The sequence below is a fragment of the uncultured Nostoc sp. genome, from assembly GCF_964247315.1.
Lineage (GTDB): Bacteria > Cyanobacteriota > Cyanobacteriia > Cyanobacteriales > Nostocaceae > Nostoc.
In genome coordinates this window covers 1-24,839 of sequence record NZ_CAXTTT010000025.1, presented here as the reverse complement: position 1 = coordinate 24,839, position 24,839 = coordinate 1, and the positions used below count along the sequence as shown (strand labels likewise).

Genomic DNA, 24,839 nt, shown 5'->3' with positions numbered 1-24,839 from the left:
AGCAACTATTCCACCTCTATATCGTCTTAATCAGTATGAATATTTATTGGAATACTTATTTAAAAGTTGGCTCTATTGTATTCTGTATCCAAAAGAGTATTCAAAATTATGGAATATTTTGATACTTTTGTTAAGTAGTAAGTAGCGATTAAGGAGCCTTTTCTTGTGGTAATTCAAGGTTTCGGTTTAAGCACATATCTTACAATTGCCGTAGTATTAAGTCTTTTGGTTCAGGGAGAAAGTATAAAAGCATCTTTAGTTGAAAACGTCCGTCAGATATCCACAAACAAGGAAATGAGTCTATCCAGCCACGACAACTTAATCAGCCAGAATTCAACACCGAAAACATACTATGTTAGTGGTAGTGGAAACGACAATAATAGCGGACTCTCTACTTCATCAGCTTTTAGGACAATTCAAAAGGCAGCAGACCTTACTAACCCTGGCGATACAGTATTGATTATGAACGGAGTATACAAAAATATAGGCAAAGCTGGAAATGTAGTAAATATTAAACGTTCTGGAACTGCAAATGCATGGATTAAGTATAAAGCATATCCTGGGCATTTCCCAAAAATTCAGCACAATACATGGAATGGGATCACGATTTCAAATAAAGCTTCATATATCGAGATCAACGGGCTAGAGGTTATAGGAAACAATGCTAATATAACCCTTGATTATGCGATGAGTGAGAAGACTAACAAACTAAACCCACTAACGAATGGAAACTGTATCAACGTTGACGGACGAACCAATGGTCATGTTCATCACATCCGTATTTTGAACAACAAAGCGCATGACTGTGGAGGAGCAGGTATTTCAGCGATTCAAGCAGACTATGTGACAATAGATAATAATGTGGTATTTAATAATGCCTGGTATGGTGTTTATGGTTCTAGTGGTATTTCAATGTTGAATAATTGGAATTCTGACAACAACCAGGGATACAAGATGTTTGTTACCAACAACAAGACCTACAACAATCGTATGTACATCCCTTGGATTGCAGTCGGAAAGATTACAGACGGTAATGGCATTATTATCGATAGTACAAGAAATCAAGATAACTCAAAATTGGATGCATATAAAGGACGTACTTTAGTTCAAAACAATCTTGCATTTAATAATGGTGGTTCGGGCATTCATGCATTTTTTAGCGATCATGTTGATATTGTAAATAACACAGCTGTTTTAAATAATCAGAGTCCAGAACTTAATGGTGGGCAAATATTTGCTCATACGTCATCTGATGTCAAAATTCTCAGGAACATTCTCTATGCTTTTCCTGGGAAAAATATTAATAACAACACTAAAAACAAAAACGTTGTTTATGACTATAATATCTATCTCAATAGTTCTAAGATAAGTGTTAAGGGGTCTCACGATATTGTTGCAGACTCAGAGTTTTTAAGTAAGCATCCCACTATCGAAAAAATATCTGACGATTGGAAATCACAGCTAGATAGAAATCCGTCAACGCGGACTTCTATAGAGGCTAAGTCGGCAGATTTTGTTTGCGATCCAGTGAATTATCCTTTGCAAGACAAGCTCATCAAAGTGGGATGTTCCCCGCTATCTTTAGCTCAAACTGCTTTTTCTGATGTTTCATCTAACTATTGGGCAGCACAATTTATTCAACAATTATCTCAGCGAGGTGTAATTGCCGGATTTCCTGATGGTAGTTTCCGCCCAGAAGAATCGGTGACACGCGCTCAATTTGCCGCGATGGTCAATAAAGCTTTCCAAAAAGCACAGCAACGACCAGCAATCAATTTTGCTGATGTGCCTAGCAACTATTGGGCATCCAGTGCGATTGGGCAAGCTTATACCATTGGTTTCTTATCTGGTTATCCCGGTAATCGCTTTGAGCCTAACCAGGCTATTCCCCGCGAACAGGTTTTAGTTTCCCTCGCTAACGGTTTGGAATATAGTCCTAGTGGCAATACCGAAAGCACTCTGCAATACTTCAACGATGCCTCTAACATCGCTAGCTATGCCCGTAGCCCGATCGCAGCAGCAACCGAAAAGCGAATTGTGGTGAACTATCCGAATGTGAAGTTACTGAATCCAACTGCAACTGCTACACGCGCACAAGTAGCAGCTTTTATCTACCAAGCATTAGTTAGTTCTAATCAAGCCTCAGCAATTAACTCACCCTATGTCGTGTTAAAACTTAGCAATTAACTCGTCATATACAGTAGTTGTCGGGTCTACTACTTCAACACCTGTATCAGTCACAATTAGAATCTGTTGACTTAGATAGTTATTTAATAGGCGATCGCTACCTTAACTAGAGTGTGCGATCGCCTTGACTTTTAACCATAAAATTTTCTATTTAACAGCAACTATTATATCTCTGTATCGTCTCATTGAATATCTATGTTTTTGAAAAATTGCTAATAGGTAATAGGGTGATTACATTACTTTTATTAACTAGTTCGTTTGGCATATATTTTTTAATTATGACTATATGACTAAAGTAATGGTTTTTACAAAAAGCAAAAAAATTAGGAACCTTGTACTTTAGTAAATGTCTAACTAATTAACAGTAAAAAAATAATTGTACCGGAGTAAAAAAATAATGTTTAACTTAAATCGTTGGCAATCGAGAACAGCTGCACTCATGGCTTTGAGCGTCACAGTCGTTACTGTAGCGCCTTTCGTTACAGCTTCACCATCTTTAGCTCAAACTACTTTTTCTGATGTTTCATCTAACTATTGGGCAGCACAATTTATTCAACAATTATCTCAGCGAGGTGTAATTGCCGGATTTCCTGATGGTAGTTTCCGCCCAGAAGAATCGGTGACACGCGCTCAATTTGCCGCGATGGTCAATAAAGCTTTCCAAAAAGCACAGCAACGACCAGCAATCAATTTTGCTGATGTGCCTAGCAACTATTGGGCATCCAGTGCGATTGGGCAAGCTTATACCATTGGTTTCTTATCTGGTTATCCCGGTAATCGCTTTGAGCCTAACCAGGCTATTCCCCGCGAACAGGTTTTAGTTTCCCTCGCTAACGGTTTGGAATATAGTCCTAGTGGCAATACCGAAAGCACTCTGCAATACTTCAACGATGCCTCTAACATCGCTAGCTATGCCCGTAGCCCGATCGCAGCAGCAACCGAAAAGCGAATTGTGGTGAACTATCCGAATGTGAACTTCCTGAATCCAACTACAACCGCCACTCGCGCCCAGGTAGCAGCTTTTATCTACCAAGCATTGGTTAGTTCTAATCAAGCCTCAGCAATTAACTCGCCTTATGTTGTGGCTGTCGGGTCTACTACCCCAACACCTGCATCAGTGACAATTGCTCAAGGGACTACTATTCCTGTGAAGTATGACAAGGCAGAAAAAATTCTAGTTACAAAGGATGAAACATCGCCCTTGACATTGACAGTATCCCAAAACGTGGTTACACAAGACGGATCTGTAGTGATTCCTGCTGGTAGTCAAGTTGTTGGTCAACTAAAACCTGCTACAGGCGGTTCTCAATTCGTTGCCGAGAAACTAGTTTTGGCCAGTGGTCAGGAGTATCAGCTTAATGCTACTTCTGAAGTGATTACTAAAACTGAAACCGTCAAGAAGGGTACTAGTGTTGGTTCAATTATCAAAAATACTGTATTGGGCGCAGGTGCAGCAACTGCGGTATCTGCTGTCACAGGCGATCGCGCCATTGCGACAGAAGAAGTCTTGGGTGGTGCTGGTATCGGTGCGTTAGTTGGTCTATTATTCAGTAAAAATAGTGTTGACTTAATCGCCATTGACCCAAATACCGATTTACAAATGACTATCAATCAGAACTTGTTGGTTTCACTAAGATAGTTATGAGTCTAAAGTTGTAACCCACAATCTGTTCGCATAGATTTAGACATCTCCAAAAACCGTAGAGACGTAGCAGTGCTAAGTCTCTACGGTTTCATATCATGTCTGGCTCATTAGTTATAATTCCCAAATCTATGCAAAAATCCTACAAAACCCTCCCCTCTGGTTGTCTTCGGTCTTAATGATAGTCTTTAACCGGACACGATATCAGCTAACGAATAATTAATTTCTGGAGATGTCTATTATTCTTGGGCTAACAGTTTACTGAAGCTTAGTTTTGACTTTGAATAAGAGTAATATAACTTATAGGGGAAGATAATTTAAGATTTACACAGAAAATATCTCCTAACCCCCACAATTCGGAGGCTTTTAAGATTCTCCCCCTATTTTAAGCTTGCTTGGAGGATGGGGTTTCAAGTTTTCACTTCCTAAGTCCTGATAATATGCAGAGATTGCTTACGAGTTATCTTCCCTCAATATATTTTGTAAATTTGGGATACTCTTAAAATTTTTTCCTCTCCAGCGTAACCAGATCATAACTTGTAACTCGACTTTAGCCCTCTTTTATATATCTGAGGAGAGAAAAATAAGATGCTGACCTTGAATCTTTTTAGAAGGCTTGATCGGCAAAGCCAAAAAATTTTTATTTGAAAGCAAGCACGGAGAAACAACGTTCTAAATATTCTCTAATGAGAGTAATAAAAGAATGTTAATTTAAATTTGAATTGTAAGATTAGTGTAATTGCTGTATATTGTACATATATAGTACTCACGCTAGTTTTTTCACTAAAATCAGTATTTTTATAAAATTGCTGAAACTTAGTTTCAGCAATAATTTCACGATATTTATTATAGTTAAAAAAACAATATTAATTGAATATAAACCCAAAACCTCTCGGAAAGAACATTTTCTCTTTATTTTAGCTCAGGAGTAAATTATTATGTCCTTAGAAAAACAAGATAACCTTAAAAAAGAAAATGACAATTATTCGTTTAAAACGTTAGGGGGCAACAGCCAAAATTTTTATTTGACACTGGATAAAAAAGGGCAGCCTATTAAACTTGGTGACGGCACTTTTGGCATAGTATTTGCAGTCCATGATAGCAATCAAGAAGACAGATTTGCTGTTAAGCTTCTTTATGCTCATAAGATCGATCAATCACGTTTTGACAATGAAATTAAATCAACACAAGAAATTACACGAGCCAAGGGAGAGAGAAAGATTTTTGGTGTTATCAGGACAGTTGGTTGGACTGATTCATTTCAAGAATCAAATGTATATAAGACACTAAAGATGTTTTTTGAGCCATTAAGAATCTCAAACTATGCTTTAGTAACTGAGAAGTATGATGTAACACTGAAAGACATTTTGGAAAGAGACGGTAAACAAAATACAGAAGAGGAAAAATCTCAATACCCTACTGCTGGGAAGCTTACAGGATATGAGATTCTTAGACAGATGACCTTTGAAGATCGTATAGCTAATATACTTCCATATTTAAAAGATATTGCTCAAGGTCTTGTAACTCTTCATAAAGCTGGTTTGTTACACCTCGATATGAAACCTGCAAATATTTTCGTAAACGAAGAGGGTTCTGAGGTTAAGGCTGTAATCGGCGATCTTGGTTTTCTGTTACCAAAAAGAGATCCAATAACTACATCTTTGCCAATAGCTAGTGCAGAGCTACCTCTTGGAACACGTCACTACCGTTCACCTGAACAAAAAGACTATTTTGATATTTGTGATGCGGATATTCAAGTAGATAGCGAAAACCATAAAGTTGAGCTTATTAGTACCGATCCTAAACTTCGTGATTCAATTATTGGAAATAACGATTTTGTAGTTTTTAGTAAAAATAAAGAACAGTATGAAATTGATTCAATCTCTATTGATGAAAACTCATCAATACGTATTTTTCTGAATGTAAATAATGAGATTATTAAAAATATTAGTAACGATCATAAAACACAGATTTTATTGTACAAACGGCAAGGTATACAAACCGATCTATTTGGTTTGGGAGCTATTTTCTTTGATCTACTTACTTGTGGAGAATCACCAGAGCGTTTTTATGATAATATTCGAGTAATTTATGACAAAAAGGAGAAAAAAGTTGATGAAATAATGGAAGACTATGAAAAAGTTTTTAGTCTTCAATCTAGTGAGCCAAGTTTAGTTCAGGTATTTGAGCCTTTTAAGCTTCATAAAAATTCAACAACATATGCTCCTCGCGAAATTGTTGAGATTATTCTAAAGTGCATACTTTACAAAGCAGGAAATACTTTTTATACCCTTAGCGATGACAGTTCTGATAAAATAGCTGTGCAGCTTGTGCTTGATAAAATACTGGAATTAGAGCAAAGTAAAAATTTTGAATTTAGAAGAACAAATAATAGTCTTTATCGCCGCAATTGGGAAAAGGAAAATAATTCACTTACTCCAAGTTTTTTAGAAACACTCAAAGAACTACAGAACTTGGATAAGGATCAATTACCTGCTCGTTTGGTAAGAGGATTTTGGTATTTGGATAAAATATCTGAATTAGTTAATCGCTCTGTGCAATCTTCATCTTTGCAGAATTCATTCTCATTTAGTGAGTTACATCCTACAAACTTGGTTATTAGAGAAACAAATAGTGAACCAGAAAATCTAACTATAAGGTTTCAGGCATACAAGACGGAAGAGTATTATAAGAAAGATTTAAGAAGTGACTCTGTATATACAAAAATCACTCGTGATATGGGAAATCCTTTTGTTCCAAATTATTTAGCGTTTCTGCGTCGGAAAATTAAAATTAAAGAATTAGAAAATAAACAATATGAATATCAATTTTTAGATTCGTCTTCTTATAGAAATAATATTGAAAAGGGAGATTGGATTATATTAAAGCCTCAAAATAATACTACAAACATATTGTTGCAAGTTGAATCTTCCGAAGGCTCTAATTTAACTTATAAACACGTCTCGTTTAAGGAAGATAATAAAGATGAAGTATCGACAATTATAAACAATATTACTAATGGTGAGATAGTAAGGGAAGTTGTATACTACCAAAATATTGAACCTTGTGTTTATTATTTAAACATGATAGGAATTTATATATACAATATATTTTTCGTAGGTATTCAAAACAATACTTACAGTAAACCTGGAATAAATGACATAATTAATAGTCTTTTGACTATGAATAATTCTCTTAAGAATAAGAAGATAAATATAAGAGAACCATATAATGATAATGAGCAAAAAAAGAATTTTTTTGATAACCTTGCTTTCAGCAAGCAGCCAAAAAATGTAAAAATGTCTAAAATTAAAGAAATTCTTGAAAGAGTTGCTTATATGTATCTAAAACTGACTATTAAGGAAAGTGAGAATTCCTATTATAAGAGCGGTACAGAAGATAAGTTGCGAATTACTTCACTTCTTAAGGACATTGAGAAACTCAAGCAGAATATTACTGATTTTATCAATACCAATGATATCCAACCTGTCCTTCTTAGATCATATATTAGTGATGAGTCGCTTGAAGAAATCCCAACACTGTCTAAATTAATAAATAATAGTCAGATAGGTGTATCTCTAGAGTTTGATCAGCTAACTTCTTCGCTCGTTGAAGTACAGTCAGGTAATATGACAATGCGCTTGGATGACATGCTAACTCTTTAAATGCTAACTATAATGTGAATAAATACTTAGCTATTTTATTGTTAAAAATAATAATCTTAGGTTAGGATATTAAGCAGCGTTAAAGGTTAATGGAAAATGGGATAACCCGTTCTGAATAGACTAACTTTTAGTTTCAGGCAACCAAATAATAAACGTAGTTCCCGGCGCATTGGGTGAAGTTAATTTAGAGTTGATTGCAGGGCTGAAAACCTCGATTTCACCCTGCATTTGTTCTATTAATTGTTTAGCGATCGCTAACCCCAAACCTGTGCCAGGGATTTCTGTTTGCGCTTGTACACCCCGGTAATGCCGTTCTCCAAGATGTTCTAAATCCTGCGGTGGAATGCCTGGCCCGTTATCACTAATGACTATTCCCTGAAAATTAGCTTTTTCTTGCCCAGCCTGAATCAAAATTTTGCCGCCAGTGGGAGTGTATTTCAAAGCATTATCAATAATATTAGTCAATACCTCTCGTAATGCTTTGACATTGGCACGCACTAGAGATGAATTATCTTGAATTTCAGTTATTAGTTTTAGCTTTCGTTCTTGGGCGATCGCTTTGGCTGATATTAATAATGGTTCTAATATATCTGCTAACGAGCAGTCAACTGCTTTATCTCCCGTTCCCGGCAATAATAGCGGCGGTTTAGCGTCTTTTTGGATACTTGCTTCTACAAATACTCCATCTTCCGGTAGATGTAGTGGTGCTAAATCTGCCTCTGTCAAGTCAATTACTTGCTCAAATTGTTGCAGTAATTCTTGGAGGCGATCGCTTTCTCTGACAATACTATTTGCCACATCCCGGTTAGCATCTGCTGGTCGTAGTCGCTTCAATAACAGTTTGCCAAAAGTCCGCAACGCCGTTAATGGGTTACGAAATTGATGCAACAAGTTATCTAGCAAATCCCGCTGTTTTTCTTGGAGAATTTGTTGCTCGCGCAACTGTTGCTCAAACCATGCTCGGCGCTGATCTAAAATACAAGCGATCGCTAATGTTTGGGCTATCCGTTGAATCTGACTTTGCTCGTGTTCATTCCATGCCCGGTCTTTCCTGCGTGTCACCAGTAACCCCATCATCACACCCTCATAAATCAGAGGTAAAACAATTTGGTTGCCACTAAGTAGGTATTCCTCTTTAAGATCGGATTGAGACGCATCTGGTATGTCAGACTCCTGTGACGAAGTTGGAGATTCTGAAGTCGGTGTCAATAACCTTCCTTGATGATTGGGTAATATAAACGCATTTCCAACTTGAAGTTGCTTGTATGCCGTCGCTTCAATAGTTTCCTCTCCTTGGGGTAATAATGCTGTTTCCGGGTAAATCACCACAGGAATCAGTTTGGCATCGCCGGAAGGAGTATCTACCAATTCTTGTGTTAGGTACACAATACTTAAAGTCGCTCCCAGCCCTTGGGTTAGTAGCGCTATTTGCTCTCGACACAGAGCAAGAAAATCGGAACTGGCAGACATTAACATTTTTTAGCTTTTGCTCAAGATTATAGATTTTGAGTCATGATGTAAGAGAGGATACTTAATTTTTACCTCGCTCATTTAATAAAGCTTAACTAAAATTTTCTTAGAGATGGTTTGTACTAGGAGATTATATTCTTAGGTAATTTTGTTTTCTCTATGTTTCAAATATATTAACTTTCTTATATTAAAAGGTTAAAAAGTATTGATATTCTGAACTAGAACCTATATAATGACGACGGATTTTGTAGCTATCACTACAATCTATAGCTTGAAAGAGGAGGACAATAGATTGGCAAGGAGACGCAAAAGGAAAAGTCGTCGTCGTCAGGAAGGACGGCGCATTTTGGAGCACGTGCCTCAATATAGCATCGAAAGTGGCGAAGAAAAGCCTGTGACAGCAGCGAGAAGATTCATTCAAGCTGAAGGGATTTTGCCACCGGCGTTGCTACTTGTAAAGCGAAATGAACACACTACAGATCGTTATTTCTGGGCAGAAAAGGGACTGTTTGGTGCTCAATACGTAGAGGAAAACCATTTCTTGTTTCCTAGTTTGAGGGTGTTAGAACCTTCACCAGGTCAAGAACCTCTTGCTTTAGCTAGTCGATGAACCATAGATGGTCATCTTGAGCATTGAATGTGGCTCCTGACTACTATTAACTGGCAAAATTGCTAAGTTTATGCAAAATTTAATTTTTTTTTAGTTTGTAGCTGATTTGCCAGTAAATCTAGTCCAGGTAGTTGGAAAGTGAACCTGTTTCAAACCATGCTAGATTGCATGGGTTGATACTACTTTGATCGTACAGAAGGGAGTGGGTATAGAGCCAAGTGCCTCTAAAAGGAAGAGTGAAGTTGCGCTCTTATGCCGTAGATGGTTAAGTAAGCTCTGTCAATGAATTTAAGTTAATGAATTTAAATTTTTCCCCACGACCAAAGTTGTGGGGAAAACTGACAAAGCAGCAATCTTGATTTTCTCCTGACTACTTTCCATTGCCTGCATAGTAGGTCAGGTCAGAAGTCTGCATATCATAGTTAAGAGATGGTCGCAAAAATCAACAATTATTTCCCAGGCTTGAGCTGGAGAGTCCTCTGCAACTCGCTGAGTTCATCTCGATGGGCAACTACAGTTACCTTACTTGAGGAGGTTTGTTCGCTCTGAGTTGTTTCTACTTTGAGCGACACCTTCTCAAGTCTTCCAGATTTTTTCCAATAAAATAGACCACTTAAAGGCGATAGCAGTACCATCGCCAGAACAAGGGTACTGAGGCTAGAAAAAAGCAGGGATGCGACCAGAGATAGACAAACAATCCCAGTAGCTGCCAGTAAAGTTAGAAATATAGCTAAGAACCAGCTAGGGCGAACATTACCTTCAAAAGTTACCTGATTTTGTTCTCGGTCTACCGCTGCCACTCGGTAAGACCGCGATCGAAAATACTCTTTTAATTGAGACATTAAAACAGCTTCATCTTGCTCAGATACTAGTTGGGCCATTTCTGTGCGGTCTTTAGTCGAGGCACGAATAAAGAAAAACAGCCCAACCGATAACAACAAGGTTAGCAGGAACGTAGATGGCAGAATAGCAGTATCCATAACTAATTGTTAGTGTTTGACTGGAGGAGACTTATTCATTATCAATTATTTGTTACTTTTTCCTCCTGTTGATGTAGTCAAGCCATTGAAAAGCTAAATCCTGAGCTTGAACTTGCCATTCGGGAGAAACTTGGTACATCCGCCTGGGGCGCCCCCGTCCTTCGAGTTTCTTCCAATATCCAGTGATTGCACTTTGGTCTTCCAGAAATTTAATTGCACTGTAAAGTACGGTATCTGAAAGCCGATAGACGGGATACTCAGTTTCTAATTGCTCGATCAACTCGGTTCCGTAGGATTCACCTTGTAATAAAACAGACAGTATGTAACAAACTGCTAGTTCCTGACAAAGGTAAGTTGGCGGAGGATTCTCAAAAAATTGATATATATCCTCAAGTTTCATGGTTAGTGAATGGCTAAAAAAATGCCTTAAGGTAAAGTCTACAATCCTTGTAGTCAGTATACAGTGCTACTACTACGTGAGTAATACATAATAAAGCTACTTAGACTAGATATCCATTGCGTAAACATCAAACAACTACCCACGCCTGTGAAGTTGTGGGGCGAGTTGGCGAGTTTTAGGAGTACAAAATAATGTACCCCACTCAAGCTCGATACGGTGTGGTGAGGAGCGAACAGACAGTGAGGAAGTCACTATCTTGGTGTTAACTGATGCCGAGCTGGTTAGAACTGCTTAAGCAATAAAATGCCATCGAAGAAATTTTACAGGTAAAATGCTATTTTGTCTGTAAAACTTAATAAACACTTTGTTTTACAGTGATTTTCCCAATGCAAATTCTAAAATCTTAAGCTAAAGGATATATTTGGGATCAAGTTGCTACGTCGGTAGACACACTTAAAGTAACTACTTCTGATTTCCACGATCGCAGAATTTCTTGTCTTATTTGGCAAGTGTGATAGTAAATTTATCAAAGAAGGCGCTAAAAACTAGGGGAAAGAACTCTCCGTGTCCCCTCGTCCTCGCCTCCCTTAATCAAGCACCCAGCACATTGGCGATCGCTATGTCACAAACTCCCGATGCCCCATCATCTTCCTCAACTCTTAGGGCAATTGCCCAAACTTTTCGCCTTATAGGTTGGATTAGCTTCTGGATTCAGCTAGTACTAGGCGTTGTTTCTAGCATAATTGTGTTGCTGTTCGCCATCTTTAATCAAAGAGCTGGCAGTCCTACTAATAATCCTGGGACTGGTTTTGGTGTATTTTTAGCAATTTGTGGACTAGTTGTTTTAGGTGGGGGCATTTATTTAGCTTACCGTTACACTAGGATTGGCAAGCAATTGGAATCCTCCAATCCCACCAACCGCCCTCGGAAAAGCGAGACTGTGCAAGTATTACGCTTAGGAGTATGGGTGAATTTAGGAGGAACGCTGGTAACTCTTTTGGGGGCGCAAGCGATCGTTGGTACACTGGTAGCAAGATCCATTTCTCCCCAAGCTATAACTACCCAATTTTTTGACCCTACCCGAATTATTAGCGGTCTAGATATGCTTGTGGTGCAGGCAAACACTAACACCGTCTCAGCCCACTTTGCAGGGCTTATTGCGTCACTTTGGTTGCTCAATCGGATTAACCGACCCTAATATTATGAGTGCTGAGTTTTCAAAAGTCTAAAGAAGTTAATCAGAATTTTTCCGAAACGGACAAAACTGCGTGTGAAGACAACTACATAATCCTTGAAAAACATCTTATTAGTACAGCATTGCGTAATTCCAATCAATGGGATGCTTGCGGTATAGGAATTACAAATTACGTTAGTGAGTCAAGAAAGCGGCACCCTGCGCGTAACAAGATCCCTGTAAAGGTACGAGCGTAATTAGGAATTTTGCCAAGCTGTAGTAGTAGGTGATGCCAAAACTAGCACAGGGATAATATATACCTTTTTTAGAAGTCTGACACCATGAAAAATCAATTTGACACCATGAGAAATCAACCAGCACAAAAATTTAATTAAGACGTATGGAGATTTGGCGTACAGGTTTTCTTTAGTAGCATCGTATTGGGGCTGTGCATTTTCAAGCTTGGCTCGCCAGCAGAGGACGATAAGAATATTGCGCTTTACTGGGGTGGTTTATCAGGTGTGCTTGCATACTGGTTACCTTCACCTGGACAAACTAGAGACGATAAGGAACCACCGAATATCACTCAAAGGACGTTTGCAGCCGTTGATAACAATAATGGTAACGATCAAAGTCTTGCTCAGGTTTCTGAAACGACAGTGACTCAAAATACGAATTCATGATTGGTTTAATGCATTATTATATGGTTTCTTAGCCCTGGCAGTGATGCTAGGGTAAAATCTTGCTCAGAGATTGAGACTGATTTTTCTAATAAACTTTGTTTTTGCAGTTACAGCAAAGCAAAATTACTATATGCTAAATGCTTATGTGTTAACTGTATTGACAGGAAGATTTTAGGCTAAAAACTGAGAAAAATCTGTGCTGGATATTAAGCAAATACGGGAAAATCCGCAATTAGTTCAAGAACGATTGAATAGTCGTAATGGTAAATACGACATCGAACCGATATTACTGTTAGATCGGCAACAACGGGAACTTGAAGGAAGGCGTAGTCAATTTCAAGCCCGGAGCAACGAAATTGGTAAAATTGTCGGGCAGAAGATTAAATCTGGGATCAATCCTCAAGATCCAGAAATTCAAGCTTTGCGGGATGAAGGTAACTCTCTCAAAGCTACGTTGAGTCAACTGGAACCCCAAGAAAAAGACCTCAAAGCTGAAATTGCTCAACTTGTGTTGGCGCTTCCCAACTTACCAAGCGACTCTACACCCCTTGGGAAGAATGAGGAAGATAACGTAGAGGTGCGGCGTTGGGGTGATGAGTACATTCCCCAAAACCCGAATATTCTTCCTCACTGGGAAATTGGCGAAAAGCTGGGTATTCTCAATGTTGAACGAGCTGTAAAAGTTGCCCAAAGTCGATTTGTGACGTTGATGGGCGCTGGTGCGGCATTGGAAAGGGCACTAATTCAATTTATGTTGACTCTCCATACTCAAGCTGGATATGTAGAAGTCAGTCCACCGCTGTTAGTGAATACTGAGTCTTTGACAGCAACCGGTCAGTTACCCAAGTTTGCGGAAGAAAGCTTTAAATGTGCTGATGATGACTTATGGCTGATTCCTACAGCAGAAGTTCCACTTACCAACCTCTATCGGGGTGAAATTCTCGCTGCTGAAGACTTACCTATTTACCACTGTGCCTTTACTCCCTGTTTTCGCCGCGAAGCTGGTAGTTATGGGCGTGATATGCGGGGATTAATTCGCCTGCATCAATTTAACAAGGTGGAAATGGTGAAGTTTGTCGAACCCAGTACGTCTTTTGATGAATTGGAGAAATTGGTGGGGAATGCAGAAGCAATTTTACAGGCGTTGCAGTTGCCTTACCGAGTAGTAAATTTAAGTACTGGGGATTTGGGAGTTGCCTCTACCAAAACTTATGATTTAGAGGTTTGGTTGCCCTCTTCTGGCAAATACCGTGAAATTTCTAGCTGTTCCAATACTATAGATTTCCAGGCGCGACGGGCTGATATTCGCTTCAAAGAGGCGGGGAAGAAAGGTACTCAGTTCGTACACACTCTAAATGGTTCGGGTTTGGCGGTGGGAAGGACGATGGCAGCAATTTTGGAGAATTATCAACAAACTGATGGGACGGTAAGGATACCAGAAGTGTTGCAACCTTACTTGGGACGTGAAGTTTTATAATTTGTCATTAGTCATTTGTCCTTTGTCCTTTGTTATTTACCAATGACCAATGCCCAATGCCCCATGCCCCATGCCCAATGCCCAATGCCCAATTAGAATGGAGATAACTATAGCTTAATATCTTCACTAATTTACTCTATGTCAGTTTTAGCAGCGATCGCAGTCTTGGCTGTTTTGATCTTGGTACACGAGTTGGGACATTTTGTTGCAGCACGTTCTCAAGGCATTCTCGTTAACCGCTTTTCTTTGGGTTTTGGCCCAGTTCTTTTGAAGTACCAAGGTTCACAAACCGAATATGCTGTCCGCGCCTTTCCCTTGGGCGGCTTTGTCGGCTTTCCCGATGATGACCCCGATAGCGATGTTCCACCCAATGACCCAAATCTGCTGCGTAACCGTCCAGTTTTAGACCGGGCGATAGTTATCAGTGCCGGAGTAATCGCCAATTTAATATTTGCCTATTTGGTGTTGGCTCTGCAATTGGGTATTGTCGGCATTCCAGAGAAGATTAACTTTCAACCTGGTGTCATCGTCAAGCCGGTTAATGAACAATCTATTTCCTACCAAGCAGGTGTTAGGGAAGGAGACATTATTCTGGCTGTTAATGGTCAGGAACTCCCCGCTTCTGAAAAAGCGACAGTTTTTCTCACCAAAGAAATTCAAACTCATGCCAATCAGCAAATCGAACTAAAAATAAAACATGAAAACCAACCAAAGTTTCTAAAATTAACCCCAAAGCTGGGAGATAAAGGCCAAGGTGTAATTGGCATTGAACTTGGCCCCAATGGTACAGCAGTTTATCGCCGTCCTAATAGTCCTTTTGAAATTTTCGGCATTGCTGCTAACAGGTTTCAACAATTATTTGTGGGGACACTCAGTGGTTTTGGGCAGTTAATTACCAACTTTCAACAAACTGCTGGACAAGTTTCTGGTCCAGTTAATATTGTCAAAATCGGTGCAAAATTAGCTGAGGACAATACTGTAAACTTGTTGTCTTTTGCGGCAATTATCAGCATTAACTTGGCTATTATCAATATTTTGCCTTTACCGGCTTTGGATGGCGGACAACTCGCTTTTCTGCTGATTGAAGGTTTACGCGGTAAGCCTGTACCCGCCCGGATTCAAGAAGGTGTAATGCAAACCGGTTTGGTGTTACTCTTAGGCTTAGGAATTTTTCTGATCGTCAAAGAAACTACCCAATTAACTAGCCAATTGGAATGGGTACAAAAATTGTTCCAGTGAGCATTACCCGCAAATCGTTATCTAAAAAGCAACGGGCGATAGAAATTTTAGCTCGGCTGAAGCGTCTTTATCCAGATGCTACCTGCTCTTTGAACTACTCAACGCCTGTACAACTGTTGGTGGCAACGATTCTCTCTGCTCAGTGTACTGATGAGCGAGTGAATAAGGTGACACCAGCTTTATTTGATCGGTTTCCTGATGCTGAGAGTTTAGCGATCGCTGACTTAGTAGAATTAGAAAGTTTGGTGCGTTCAACCGGATTTTATCGCAACAAAGCCAAGAACATTCAAGCCGCCTGTCGGATGATTGTCACTGAGTTTAACTCTGTTGTCCCCAACCAAATGGAGCAATTATTAAAGCTTCCAGGTGTGGCGCGAAAGACAGCAAATGTAGTCTTGGGTCATGGTTATGGCATTAATGTTGGGGTGACAGTAGATACTCACGTTAAGCGCCTGTGCGAACGTTTGGGTTTAACTGAAGCAAAAGATCCCCTTCGGATTGAGCAAGATTTAATGGGTTTATTGCCTCAGCCTGATTGGGAAAATTGGTCAATTCGGCTGATTTATCACGGCCGTGCTATTTGTAAAGCCCGCTCTCCCATCTGCGTTGCGTGTGAACTTGCCGATTTATGTCCTGCTGCGAATAAGCCAGTGGTTGTAGGGTAAGCAACATAAGTAACCCCAGAATTGATAGAGAGACTGTAGAATGGAAAACGGTGTCTTTAAATAAGTTAGAGAATATATGGCAAAAAAGAGCTTGATTGAGCGCGAGAAAAAGCGCACCAAGTTGATCGAAAAGTATGCTGACAAGCGAGAAGCTCTTTTAGAAGAGTTCAGAAGTGCAGCATCTCCTTTGGATAAGCTAGAAATCCACCGGAAGATTCAACAGCTACCCCGGAATAGTGCGCCCACCCGCCACCGTAATCGTTGTTGGTTGACTGGTCGTTCTAGAGGTGTTTACCGCGATTTTGGGTTGTCTCGGAACGTACTGCGAGAATGGGCGCATGAAGGTCTTTTGCCCGGAGTTGTTAAGGCTAGTTGGTAGTCAAGAGTCATTAGTCATTAGTCATTAGTCATTTGCAAAGGACAAATGACAAAGGACAAATGACAAATGACAAAAATTATTGACCACAACACTTATCAATTCCCAGACTTTCTAAGAGTAGATCGCTGACGGCGTTGGCGATCGCAAACTCTCCGTAGAAGCTATTGGAAAAATCATAGGACTGCATCTCTGTGACAATAGCAATTACTAGAGAACCAAGGTCATTTTCTCCTTCCATCCGTTGACGCACAAAAATCTGTGCGGCTCGTTGGGCAATATTTTGGTTGACTGCTTCGGGGATAAATTCTGTATCTAACCACCGTTGTAAGCGTTCTCGTAACCATTCACCTTCGAGCAACGGATTTTCAGGCGGTGGTAGGGTGATGGGTGGAATTGGTTGAGTCATCTTTTTTAAACGCAGAGGGACGCGGAGGGAAACGCAGAGGAACGCTGAGGTTGATTTTTTAGCATCAAATTGCGTTTCTAAGAGTGTTTTTTTATATTTATTTATGCAATATGATATCGCCGCTATTGTTGAGGGCTATGCACAAGGCTATTTTCTCATGGCTGATGAGCGCGATCGCTTGAGTTGGTACCGAAGTCGCGATCGGACTTTGATTCCTTTGGATGAGAGGTTTCGCTATCCTAAGTCTTTGCAGCGCGTTCTGAATCAAGAGCGGTTTACTGTGGCGATTAATCGAGACTTTCAGGCTGTGGTGACTGGCTGTGCTGACAGAGAGACAACCTGGATTTCACCGGAATTGCAAAAGATTTACTGGCTGCTTTACCAGAGTGGTTACGCTTATAGTTTTGAAACTTGGCAAGGTGACGAACTAGCTGGGGGAATTTTAGGGATTGTAATTGGTGGGGCTTTTATTGGTGAGTCGATGTTTTACCGCATTCCCGAAGGTTCAAAGGTGGCGATGGTAAAGTTGGTAGAAAGATTGCGTCAGAGAAAATTTGTGTTTTTTGATGCCCAAATGATGAATCCCCATTTGGAAAGATTTGGTGCTTATCGGGTTGGGGATGAAGAATATCAATCTTTACTTCAGCAAGCGTTGCAACGTACTTATAACTTAGTATAATTTTGCCAGAAAAGCCGGATGTGATTGTTACTGATGTAATAGTGCCGCGAATGAAGGTATTGCTATAAAAAATATTTTAATCATTACAATAGCGATCGCGCCCATTTTGTTTGGCATGGTACAGTGCTTTATCTGCTGAGGCAATAAGTATATCTGATCTGATGTTCCAAATGGGTATGCGAGAGGTAATTCCTAAACTAACGGTGATGATATTCTTGACATCAGACTGTACATGGGGAATAGCCAGAGCATGAATTGCTTGCTGAATACTTTGCGCTACTTTAATCGCTCCCGCTAAGTCAGTATTGGGCAAGAGTACCAAAAATTCTTCTCCACCATAACGGGCTACTAAATCGGCAGGACGATGAATTGTCTGTTGCACTGTTTGCGCTATCCTGATTAAACAATCATCGCCTGCAAGATGACCATAGTAATCGTTGTAAAGTTTGAATTTATCAACGTCAAACATAATCAGTGACAGAGGTTGTTGTTCTCGTGCAAGGCGTCTCCATTCTATTTGCAGTTGTGCATCAAAGCAACGACGGTTAGCTACCTGAGTCAAGCTATCTAAATTTGCCAGTTGTTCTAGTTTCTGATTTGCATCTTGGAGAGCCAATTCAATTTGTTTTCGTCCAGTGATGTCGCGTATGGTAATAGCAAAACCATCATCTAGTTTGACTGCGACAAAGTGATACCAGCAAGAATTGCCTAATGGATGGTAAAAATCCCGTTTTAAAGCTTCCCCCGTTTCGACAAGATTAACAAAGTGATTGAAGAGTTCTGGTTCTAGAGGGGCTAAGAATTTTTTGAGTACTACTTTGCCAATCATCTCTTCACATTTGCTTCCGAAGGCTCTAGCAATCACAGGATTGATAACTAAGCAACGGAAATCTTCAATGTCCCCAGTTGCAGGGTTGCGGACAGCTTGCATAGCGGCAATACCATCTAGCGAACTATTCAAAATGCTGGCTAGCATTGCCCTGGACTGATACAGTATCTCTTCTGTTTCCCTACGCTTAATATTTTCTTGTTCTAGAAGCCGTTGCTGACGTTGAATGGTTAACTGATTTTCTAGACGCGCTACAACTTCTTCCATCTGAAAGGGTTTGGTGATGTAGTCTATGCCCCCTGACTCAAAGGCTATCACTTTATCGAAAACATCATCTAAAGCACTAATAAAAATAACAGGAATGGTGCGTAGAACTTCATCCGCTTTTAGAATTCTACAAACTTGATAGCCATCCATTTCTGGCATCTTGATATCTAAAAAAATGATATCTGGTCGCTTCACCTTTACTGTTTTTAGTGCCATCTGCCCACTTGTGACGCTGCGAACAGTGTAGCCAAGTTTGACCAGAAAATCACTTAATAAATGTAAATTTTTGGGACTGTCGTCTACTAGGAGAATATTACCTTTATTTTCTTTATCAGAATCAAGATTCATTGCTTCTCAGGGGTTCGGCTAAATCAACCAATTCCTCAAATTCAAATTGACGAGCAAGTTTTGTTAAAGATTGAATTAAAAAAGTTTCTGTTTTGGGAATATCTCTAATTAATTCTATGACCCGATTAGTATTTGCTTCTAAAGCAGCTTCATAGAATTGATTAATCCATTCTGGAGACATACAAATTAGATTGTTAGATGTTAACGATTTTTTTTCTGTATATTCAGAATTTGAATAATTATTTTCAGCAAATATATATTTGACACCAAGATGTTTGGCTAGTGTGTCAAAAATTGTATGTTCTGCAAAAGGTTTGCGGAGAAAGTCATCACACCCGGCTGAAAGGACGATCGCTTTTTCTTCTTCTAAAACACTCGCCGTCAAAGCAATTATAGCTGTAGCATTCCCCTTGGTAGTGGACTTGATATATTTTGTAGCTTCGTAACCGTCCATGACAGGCATTCGCATATCCATCCAAATCAGGTGGGGTTCCCATTCATTCCAAATAGCGATCGCTTCTTTACCATTACTAGCTTCTTTCATCTCAAACCCTAAGGGTTGTAAAAGTTTAATTAATAATTGGCGATTAATGGGTTTATCATCTACTATTAACAGTTTATATATAGGTTGTCCTGGTGCAAGCTCTAATACTTTTGGATGTGCTTCTAAAGTATTACTATTTGTTTGTTGACCTAATTTTGCTTGAATATAAAATTTAAAAGTTGTCCCTATTCCTAATTTACTTTCAACAGAAATATCTCCTCCCATTAACTGAATAAACTTGCGACTAATTGTTAAACCTAAACCCGTTCCTTCTTGGGATTCTTTTCCAGCTTGTGCTTGAGAAAAAGCATTAAATAGTTTGGGTAATTCTGCTGCTGCAATCCCTACTCCTGTATCACTGACTTTAAAATCAAGAGTTAAAATATCTATGATTTCTTTACTACTATTATGTACTGTTAAACTAATGGTTCCTTTTTGAGTAAACTTAATGGCATTACCAATTAAATTAATTAATACTTGCCGGAGTTTTAACTCATCTGTGCAAATATAACACGGAACATTTTCACTACGTTGAAATATTAAATTTAAGCCTTGATTACTTGCCTGTAAATACAGCATATCTTCTAAGTCATCCAGCAAGCGGTACAGGTCAAAGTCTTTGGGGTTAAGAGTAGTTTTACCCGCTTCTATTTTTGATAAATCGAGAATATTATTAATGAGTGTTAGTAAATAATCACCACTGTGATAAATTATCCCGGCATTTTCATAATGATCGGCAGGCAAGTTTTTAGCACGTAACATTAATTGAGAAAAACCTAGAACAGCATTGAGGGGCGATCGCAATTCGTGACTCATATTAGCAATAAATAAACTTTTAGCTTGATTTGCTACTTCGGCTTTTTCTTTAGCAATGGCTAACTCTGATGTTCTTTCCTGTACCCGTTGTTCCAAAGTTTCAAAAGATGTTTGTAACTGAAGTGCCATGTTGTTAAACGATTTTGCTAGTTGACCTATTTCGTCCTTTGAGTTATTTTTGGCGCGAATATTTAAGTTACCTGCGGTAAACTGGAAAACTATATTGGTAAGGTGAATTATTGGCTTTGTTAGCAGTTGCCCAATGATAAAAGCGATGATTGTCACTACTCCTGCAATAAATGTAAATAGCAAAATTGCGTCGCGAATTTGCTTTTCTACAGGTGCTAGAGCAACAGCAAAGGGACGTGCAAACAATACAGACCAAGGCTTATATTGTAAACGAGCGATCGCAATCAGATTAACCTGATTACCTGTTGCTTTCAAAGATGCAATTAAATAAGATTGTTTATTATCCAATGCTTGTTTAAGTTTTAACTCATTAGTTGCCAATTCTTTGACAAAAGAATTAGGCAAATGACCTTCCTGTTGCAGTTGATTTACATCATCAGGCAGAGACACAATTGATTTAAAAAGCAGTTCTGGTGCAGTACTATGTGCTAAATAAATATTATTATCATCTAAAAGAATAGCAAAAGATTTTGCCCCAGCCCGTTCAGTTTGTCGAGTTACTAACTGTTGAACAACAGTCGCATTATATGAAACACGCAATATACCCAATATATCTCCCTTGGCATTGCGAACCGGACTGCTAAAAAAGAGGGTTATAAGATCGGGAATTGTCGGCGACTGCTTCATGCTAGAAACAAAAGAGAAACCAGTTTTTAGCGGGTTTTTAAAATAATCTTGAACTGATTCGTCTTTGCCAATATTCAGTGTACGTGTATCTAATACATTTTTACCGTTTAAGTCGAGCAAAGCATAAGAGAGAATATTGAGCATATCTTTGCGACTGAGACGGATTAATGTTTCTGTCGCCAATCGCATTTCGGGGCTGTCATCTCGCTGTTTTGGAGTTAGGCTGAGGTAGGGTGCCAAACCTGGTAAAATCGCCTCTACGCGCACGGCATTGAGATTTCCATCAATAAAGGCATCTATTCTGTTAGCGGTTTCGTTAGCCGCCGCAGATAGGGCTTGTCGGGCGTTGTCAGTTAGTGCTTTTTCGGTTGTCTGTTTGTTGACAAATGCCAATAACAGCAATGGAATCAAAGCAACAACGAGAAACGAGGCGATCAACTTTGTACGGATGCCGCCCAAAAAGGAGTGCTGCATAGCTTCAAATTAGGGGGGATTCAAGAAGGAAGAATTGAACAATTCGTCTATATTGGGTAAACGCGTAATGTTTCCAGAGCGAATAAAAAAGTCTGCATATATCTTGGCAGTTTTGTAGATAGAGTTAGGGTTGCTAGATTGAAAATATTTTTGATTTTCACCTAAATCAGTTAGGTTTATTCCCTTTAGAGAGAGAGTATCGAGCGGAATTTTTAACGCTTTGCTGATGATAGCTTTTCCTTCCTCAACATTTGCTTTCCAGTAGGTCGAGGCTTGCAGCCATCCTCGCACAAAAGCACGAATGTCTTCGGGGCGATCGCGGATTGTCTCACCACGAAAGATAATCAAATCTAAAATCAAGCCAGGGGTTTGTTTGCTAGTAAATAGGATATTTCCCCCTAATTTCATCGCTTCAGAGAGATAGGGTTGCCAAGTGTGTCCGGCTTGAATCGTATTATTTTTCAGGCGTTGAGGAATTTCTGAAGCCTCTAATTGAACCAAGTTCACATCATCACTAGTTAAATTGGCAGTTTTCAACATTTCAGTCACGAAAACTTCACTAAAACCGCCTAGATTTGTACCCAACTTTTTTCCTTTCAAATCAGCGACAGTTTTAATTTTTGATTGAGCGACTACCACATCTGCTCCTATTGATTCATCTATAACGATCGCGCTTTGTATATCTGGATTGGTGGCACTCAAGATGATAAACTTTCCCAAGGACGACGTAATACCATCATACTTACCCGCATTGAAGTTTGCTTGTTCCAATTGGGCGTATTGTTTATGAATTAGTTCCACATCTACCCCTTGGGCTTTGAAGAATCCTTTTTCTTGAGCAATGATGCCTGGAAGCTCTCCAACAAAAGATGCAAATATAACTTTCAAGGGAGGGCGTTTTACTTCAGTTGGTGTTGAAGTCTTACAAGCAAGTAGTAAATAGGCGGTAATGAGTAAGATACTAATGTATCTGAGTAGTTTAAGCATAGAACTTTTGATATTTTTTAATTATTGATAATTAAAGATTCAGTTAAATAAACTAATTATTCAAATTTAAATTGCCGTGTAAATTTCGTCAGTGATTGTATTAAACGAGTTTTGGTTGTTGGTATTGCTTCCAGATTTATAAATTCTGAGCGCAAGAGCGGCTTGAAAATTTTATTCACTATTGTTTTGCAGCCGCCCCAACAAGGAGTTATGGTTCAAATCAATCAAAAAGGCTGTAATTGCAAAGAGAGCGATCGCTCTTTTCCACTGTTATATAAAAGGATGTTTGAAAAGTCCTCAAGCGTGTGTTTCACTACCCTGGCTACCAGCTTGCGGGGCATTTACTATAGTACCAAAGTATTTAGGTAATAAATAATACTATATAATCAGCAATCAGTACTGAGTTGGTAAATGCGATGCCTACGGCGGACTACGCCTACGCAGATGGAGAAAGGACGGCGCAATGGTTTGCCTTTCGCAAAGACTATGATTTACTGATTTTAGATTGGATGTTGACCAAAGTCAGTGGGTTGATTAAATCCGCCAAATTTCTTAAAGCAATTTCGTCTTTGTCTAACCATCGCTAACCTTGACCCGGAAAACATGGCAGATTACTTGAATAAGTACCAAAAGTCTGACAGGAAAACCATACTAATGAGAATTTGGACTACTACTGCTGTGCTAGCTGCTTTTTGGCTAATATCTGGGATCATCAGTTCTGAGCCAATCAACGCTACTTCTGTTTTGGTAGAAAATGCCATATCATCTCCGGCGCCAACGAATGCAAAACAGATTACTGTCAGTAACACCGAGTTTGGTCTGAAGAGAGTTGACTCCAAAGGAAACGTTACCATTTTCCAGACAACAAGAGTGCCACTTCAGGAAGGAAACACCTACGGATGGCGGATTAAACTCAAAAACTACCAAGATGAAGTGAAATGGCGTGAAGTCTTGTATTTACCAAAACCTCCAGAAACTTGGGGAACAGATAATGGTGAAGATTTCTCAATATCAGCAGACGGGAAGACATCTGTAACACGACGCACACAGTCGGCTCCAGAAGGTGTAATTGAAAATTTTTGGACAATCGCCCCTGGCGATCCAGTTGGTAAGCATAGAATAGAAGTCTATATTAATGACCGTTTGATCGGTACTTTCCAGTTTGAAGTTATTCCAGTTAAGTAGAGATGAAGGGCATTGGGCATTGGGCATGGAGAAGAGACAAGCTAGACGAAGAAGAGGGGGGAGACAAGGGAGAGACTTGTTCAATAATTCCCTTTTGTCCCCCTTGTCCCCCTTGTCTCCTCTGCTCCCCTGCTCTCTTATTTTCCTCAGTCCCTAATCCCATCTTCCCCTGAAACTGAGGAGTATCTTAGAGATAGAAGTTTGATTCTTGTTAGGTGGCGATCGTGAATACAAAGGAATTCCTGCGATTGATCGAAAAGCAGCCCCCATGTCCTCAGACACTACCAAAAGGGCTGCAAGCAATGTGGTATGACAACAAAGGTGATTGGAGCAAGGCTCATGAAATAATTGCAAATGCCAGTGATGCTGACAGTGCCTGGGTTCATGCTTATCTGCACCGCAAAGAAGGCGATTTGAAAAATGCCCATTTCTGGTATCAACGCAGTGGTCAGCCAGAATTTTCCGGAGAACTAAGCCAGGAATGGGAACAAATAACTTCTGTATTGCTAAAGAAGGTCAACGTGACGCATGAATGCTGAAGAATTAAAAAGGCGTTTTGCCGCAGGAGAAAGATATTTTCCAGCCATCAACTTGAGTAAGGACAAGCTGATTGGAGCCGATTTGCCTGGAATTAATTTATGGGGATCTGACTTGAGTGGAGCTAACCTAGCTAAAGCTAAACTCTGGGGAGCAGATTTGAGTAGAACTAATTTAGCTAAAGCGAATTTGACCAGAGCTAATTTGAGCGGTGTCAATCTGAATGAAGCAAATCTCCGGGGAGCAAAACTTAATTATGCCAAGTTGTATGGAGCGAATCTGACTGGCGCTTACTACGATGAAAGTACGCGGTTTTCTAAGGGTTTTGACCCTATCAGTAGAAATATGCGGAAGATGTGAAGGGGACTGGGGACTGGGGG

At 39.5% G+C, this 24,839-nt stretch carries 20 protein-coding genes and 2 pseudogenes; 15 read left to right on the top strand and 7 right to left on the bottom strand.

Annotation, left to right across the window (positions count from 1 at the left end; all coding sequences use genetic code 11):
- Window positions 1-1,527: 1,527 nt before the first annotated feature.
- The 3 genes and pseudogenes from ACFE93_RS10035 to ACFE93_RS10025 all read left to right on the top strand — a co-directional run.
- Window positions 1,528-2,169, top strand: a pseudogene (locus ACFE93_RS10035) (S-layer homology domain-containing protein); the annotation flags it as partial.
- Window positions 2,170-2,584: 415 nt separating this feature from the next.
- Entirely contained in the window at window positions 2,585-3,826 is a 1,242-nt protein-coding gene (locus tag ACFE93_RS10030; RefSeq protein ID WP_375473152.1) for an S-layer homology domain-containing protein, read from the top strand.
- Window positions 3,827-4,767: 941 nt separating this feature from the next.
- Window positions 4,768-7,494, top strand: a complete 2,727-nt coding sequence (locus ACFE93_RS10025; protein ID WP_375473151.1) for a hypothetical protein — start codon at window positions 4,768-4,770, stop codon at window positions 7,492-7,494.
- Window positions 7,495-7,614: 120 nt separating this feature from the next.
- On the opposite strand, the gene ACFE93_RS10020 is transcribed toward ACFE93_RS10025, so the two are convergent.
- Window positions 7,615-8,970, bottom strand: a complete 1,356-nt coding sequence (locus ACFE93_RS10020; protein WP_375473150.1) for an ATP-binding protein — start codon at window positions 8,968-8,970, stop codon at window positions 7,615-7,617.
- 286 nt (window positions 8,971-9,256) lie between these two features.
- Here ACFE93_RS10020 and ACFE93_RS10015 point away from each other — a divergent pair, with 286 nt between their 5' ends.
- Window positions 9,257-9,574 carry a DUF3155 domain-containing protein gene (locus ACFE93_RS10015; protein WP_041566316.1) on the top strand — a complete coding sequence of 106 codons (318 nt, stop codon included), beginning with the start codon at window positions 9,257-9,259 and terminating at the stop codon, window positions 9,572-9,574.
- 449 nt (window positions 9,575-10,023) lie between these two features.
- On the opposite strand, the gene ACFE93_RS10010 is transcribed toward ACFE93_RS10015, so the two are convergent.
- Together ACFE93_RS10010 and ACFE93_RS10005 are read right to left on the bottom strand one after the other, a co-directional pair.
- The gene (locus tag ACFE93_RS10010) at window positions 10,024-10,554 is read right to left on the bottom strand and encodes a cofactor assembly of complex C subunit B (protein WP_375473149.1); all 531 of its coding nucleotides are present in this window, start codon (window positions 10,552-10,554) and stop codon (window positions 10,024-10,026) included.
- Window positions 10,555-10,606: 52 nt separating this feature from the next.
- A complete protein-coding gene (locus tag ACFE93_RS10005) occupies window positions 10,607-10,954 on the bottom strand; it encodes a PadR family transcriptional regulator (RefSeq protein WP_104909191.1) in 348 nt (115 codons plus the stop codon).
- A 619-nt stretch (window positions 10,955-11,573) separates the two neighbouring features.
- Between ACFE93_RS10005 and ACFE93_RS10000 the strand changes: the two genes are divergently transcribed.
- The 6 genes from ACFE93_RS10000 (at window position 11,574) to rpsN (ending at window position 16,571) form a co-directional block, all read left to right on the top strand.
- On the top strand, window positions 11,574-12,152 hold the full coding sequence (locus ACFE93_RS10000; RefSeq protein ID WP_375473187.1) for a DUF3611 family protein: 579 nt from the start codon (window positions 11,574-11,576) through the stop codon (window positions 12,150-12,152).
- A 416-nt stretch (window positions 12,153-12,568) separates the two neighbouring features.
- Complete coding sequence (locus tag ACFE93_RS09995; RefSeq protein ID WP_375473148.1) at window positions 12,569-12,811, top strand: hypothetical protein; 243 nt, start codon at window positions 12,569-12,571, stop codon at window positions 12,809-12,811.
- Between the two features lie 196 nt (window positions 12,812-13,007).
- A complete protein-coding gene (gene serS / locus ACFE93_RS09990) occupies window positions 13,008-14,288 on the top strand; it encodes a serine--tRNA ligase (protein ID WP_375473147.1) in 1,281 nt (426 codons plus the stop codon).
- A gap of 138 nt (window positions 14,289-14,426) precedes the next feature.
- A complete protein-coding gene (rseP, locus tag ACFE93_RS09985; RefSeq protein ID WP_375473146.1) occupies window positions 14,427-15,527 on the top strand; it encodes an RIP metalloprotease RseP in 1,101 nt (366 codons plus the stop codon).
- Entirely contained in the window at window positions 15,503-16,192 is a 690-nt protein-coding gene (gene nth / locus ACFE93_RS09980) for an endonuclease III (protein ID WP_375473145.1), read from the top strand. Before rseP ends, nth begins: the two co-directional genes overlap by 25 nt.
- Before the next feature lie 76 nt (window positions 16,193-16,268).
- Window positions 16,269-16,571, top strand: coding sequence for a 30S ribosomal protein S14 (gene rpsN / locus ACFE93_RS09975; RefSeq protein WP_292869287.1), 303 nt, complete (start codon window positions 16,269-16,271; stop codon window positions 16,569-16,571).
- 76 nt (window positions 16,572-16,647) lie between these two features.
- Here the strand turns inward: rpsN and ACFE93_RS09970 are convergent, their stop codons facing one another.
- The gene (locus ACFE93_RS09970) at window positions 16,648-16,977 is read right to left on the bottom strand and encodes a hypothetical protein (protein WP_012410384.1); all 330 of its coding nucleotides are present in this window, start codon (window positions 16,975-16,977) and stop codon (window positions 16,648-16,650) included.
- 103 nt (window positions 16,978-17,080) lie between these two features.
- Here ACFE93_RS09970 and aat point away from each other — a divergent pair, with 103 nt between their 5' ends.
- Window positions 17,081-17,656, top strand: coding sequence for a leucyl/phenylalanyl-tRNA--protein transferase (gene aat, locus ACFE93_RS09965; RefSeq protein ID WP_375473144.1), 576 nt, complete (start codon window positions 17,081-17,083; stop codon window positions 17,654-17,656).
- Between the two features lie 76 nt (window positions 17,657-17,732).
- Here the strand turns inward: aat and ACFE93_RS09960 are convergent, their stop codons facing one another.
- Genes ACFE93_RS09960 through ACFE93_RS09950 form a run of 3 tightly spaced genes read right to left on the bottom strand, consistent with a single transcriptional unit; the run spans window position 17,733 to window position 22,737 of the window.
- On the bottom strand, window positions 17,733-19,100 hold the full coding sequence (locus ACFE93_RS09960; protein WP_375473143.1) for a diguanylate cyclase domain-containing protein: 1,368 nt from the start codon (window positions 19,098-19,100) through the stop codon (window positions 17,733-17,735).
- A complete protein-coding gene (locus tag ACFE93_RS09955) occupies window positions 19,090-21,750 on the bottom strand; it encodes an ATP-binding protein (RefSeq protein WP_375473142.1) in 2,661 nt (886 codons plus the stop codon). The genes ACFE93_RS09960 and ACFE93_RS09955 overlap by 11 nt, the downstream gene beginning before the upstream one ends.
- A 9-nt stretch (window positions 21,751-21,759) precedes the next feature.
- A complete protein-coding gene (locus ACFE93_RS09950; protein ID WP_375473141.1) occupies window positions 21,760-22,737 on the bottom strand; it encodes an ABC transporter substrate-binding protein in 978 nt (325 codons plus the stop codon).
- Window positions 22,738-23,171: 434 nt separating this feature from the next.
- Between ACFE93_RS09950 and ACFE93_RS09945 the strand changes: the two are divergent.
- From ACFE93_RS09945 to ACFE93_RS09930, 4 genes and pseudogenes are all read left to right on the top strand, one after another.
- A pseudogene (locus ACFE93_RS09945) lies at window positions 23,172-23,270 on the top strand (DNA-binding response regulator); the annotation flags it as partial.
- Window positions 23,271-23,391: 121 nt separating this feature from the next.
- Complete coding sequence (locus tag ACFE93_RS09940) at window positions 23,392-23,922, top strand: hypothetical protein (protein WP_375473140.1); 531 nt, start codon at window positions 23,392-23,394, stop codon at window positions 23,920-23,922.
- A 224-nt stretch (window positions 23,923-24,146) separates the two neighbouring features.
- Window positions 24,147-24,461 carry a hypothetical protein gene (locus ACFE93_RS09935; protein WP_375473139.1) on the top strand — a complete coding sequence of 105 codons (315 nt, stop codon included), beginning with the start codon at window positions 24,147-24,149 and terminating at the stop codon, window positions 24,459-24,461.
- Complete coding sequence (locus ACFE93_RS09930; protein ID WP_375473138.1) at window positions 24,451-24,819, top strand: pentapeptide repeat-containing protein; 369 nt, start codon at window positions 24,451-24,453, stop codon at window positions 24,817-24,819. Before ACFE93_RS09935 ends, ACFE93_RS09930 begins: the two co-directional genes overlap by 11 nt.
- Window positions 24,820-24,839 lie beyond the last annotated feature (20 nt).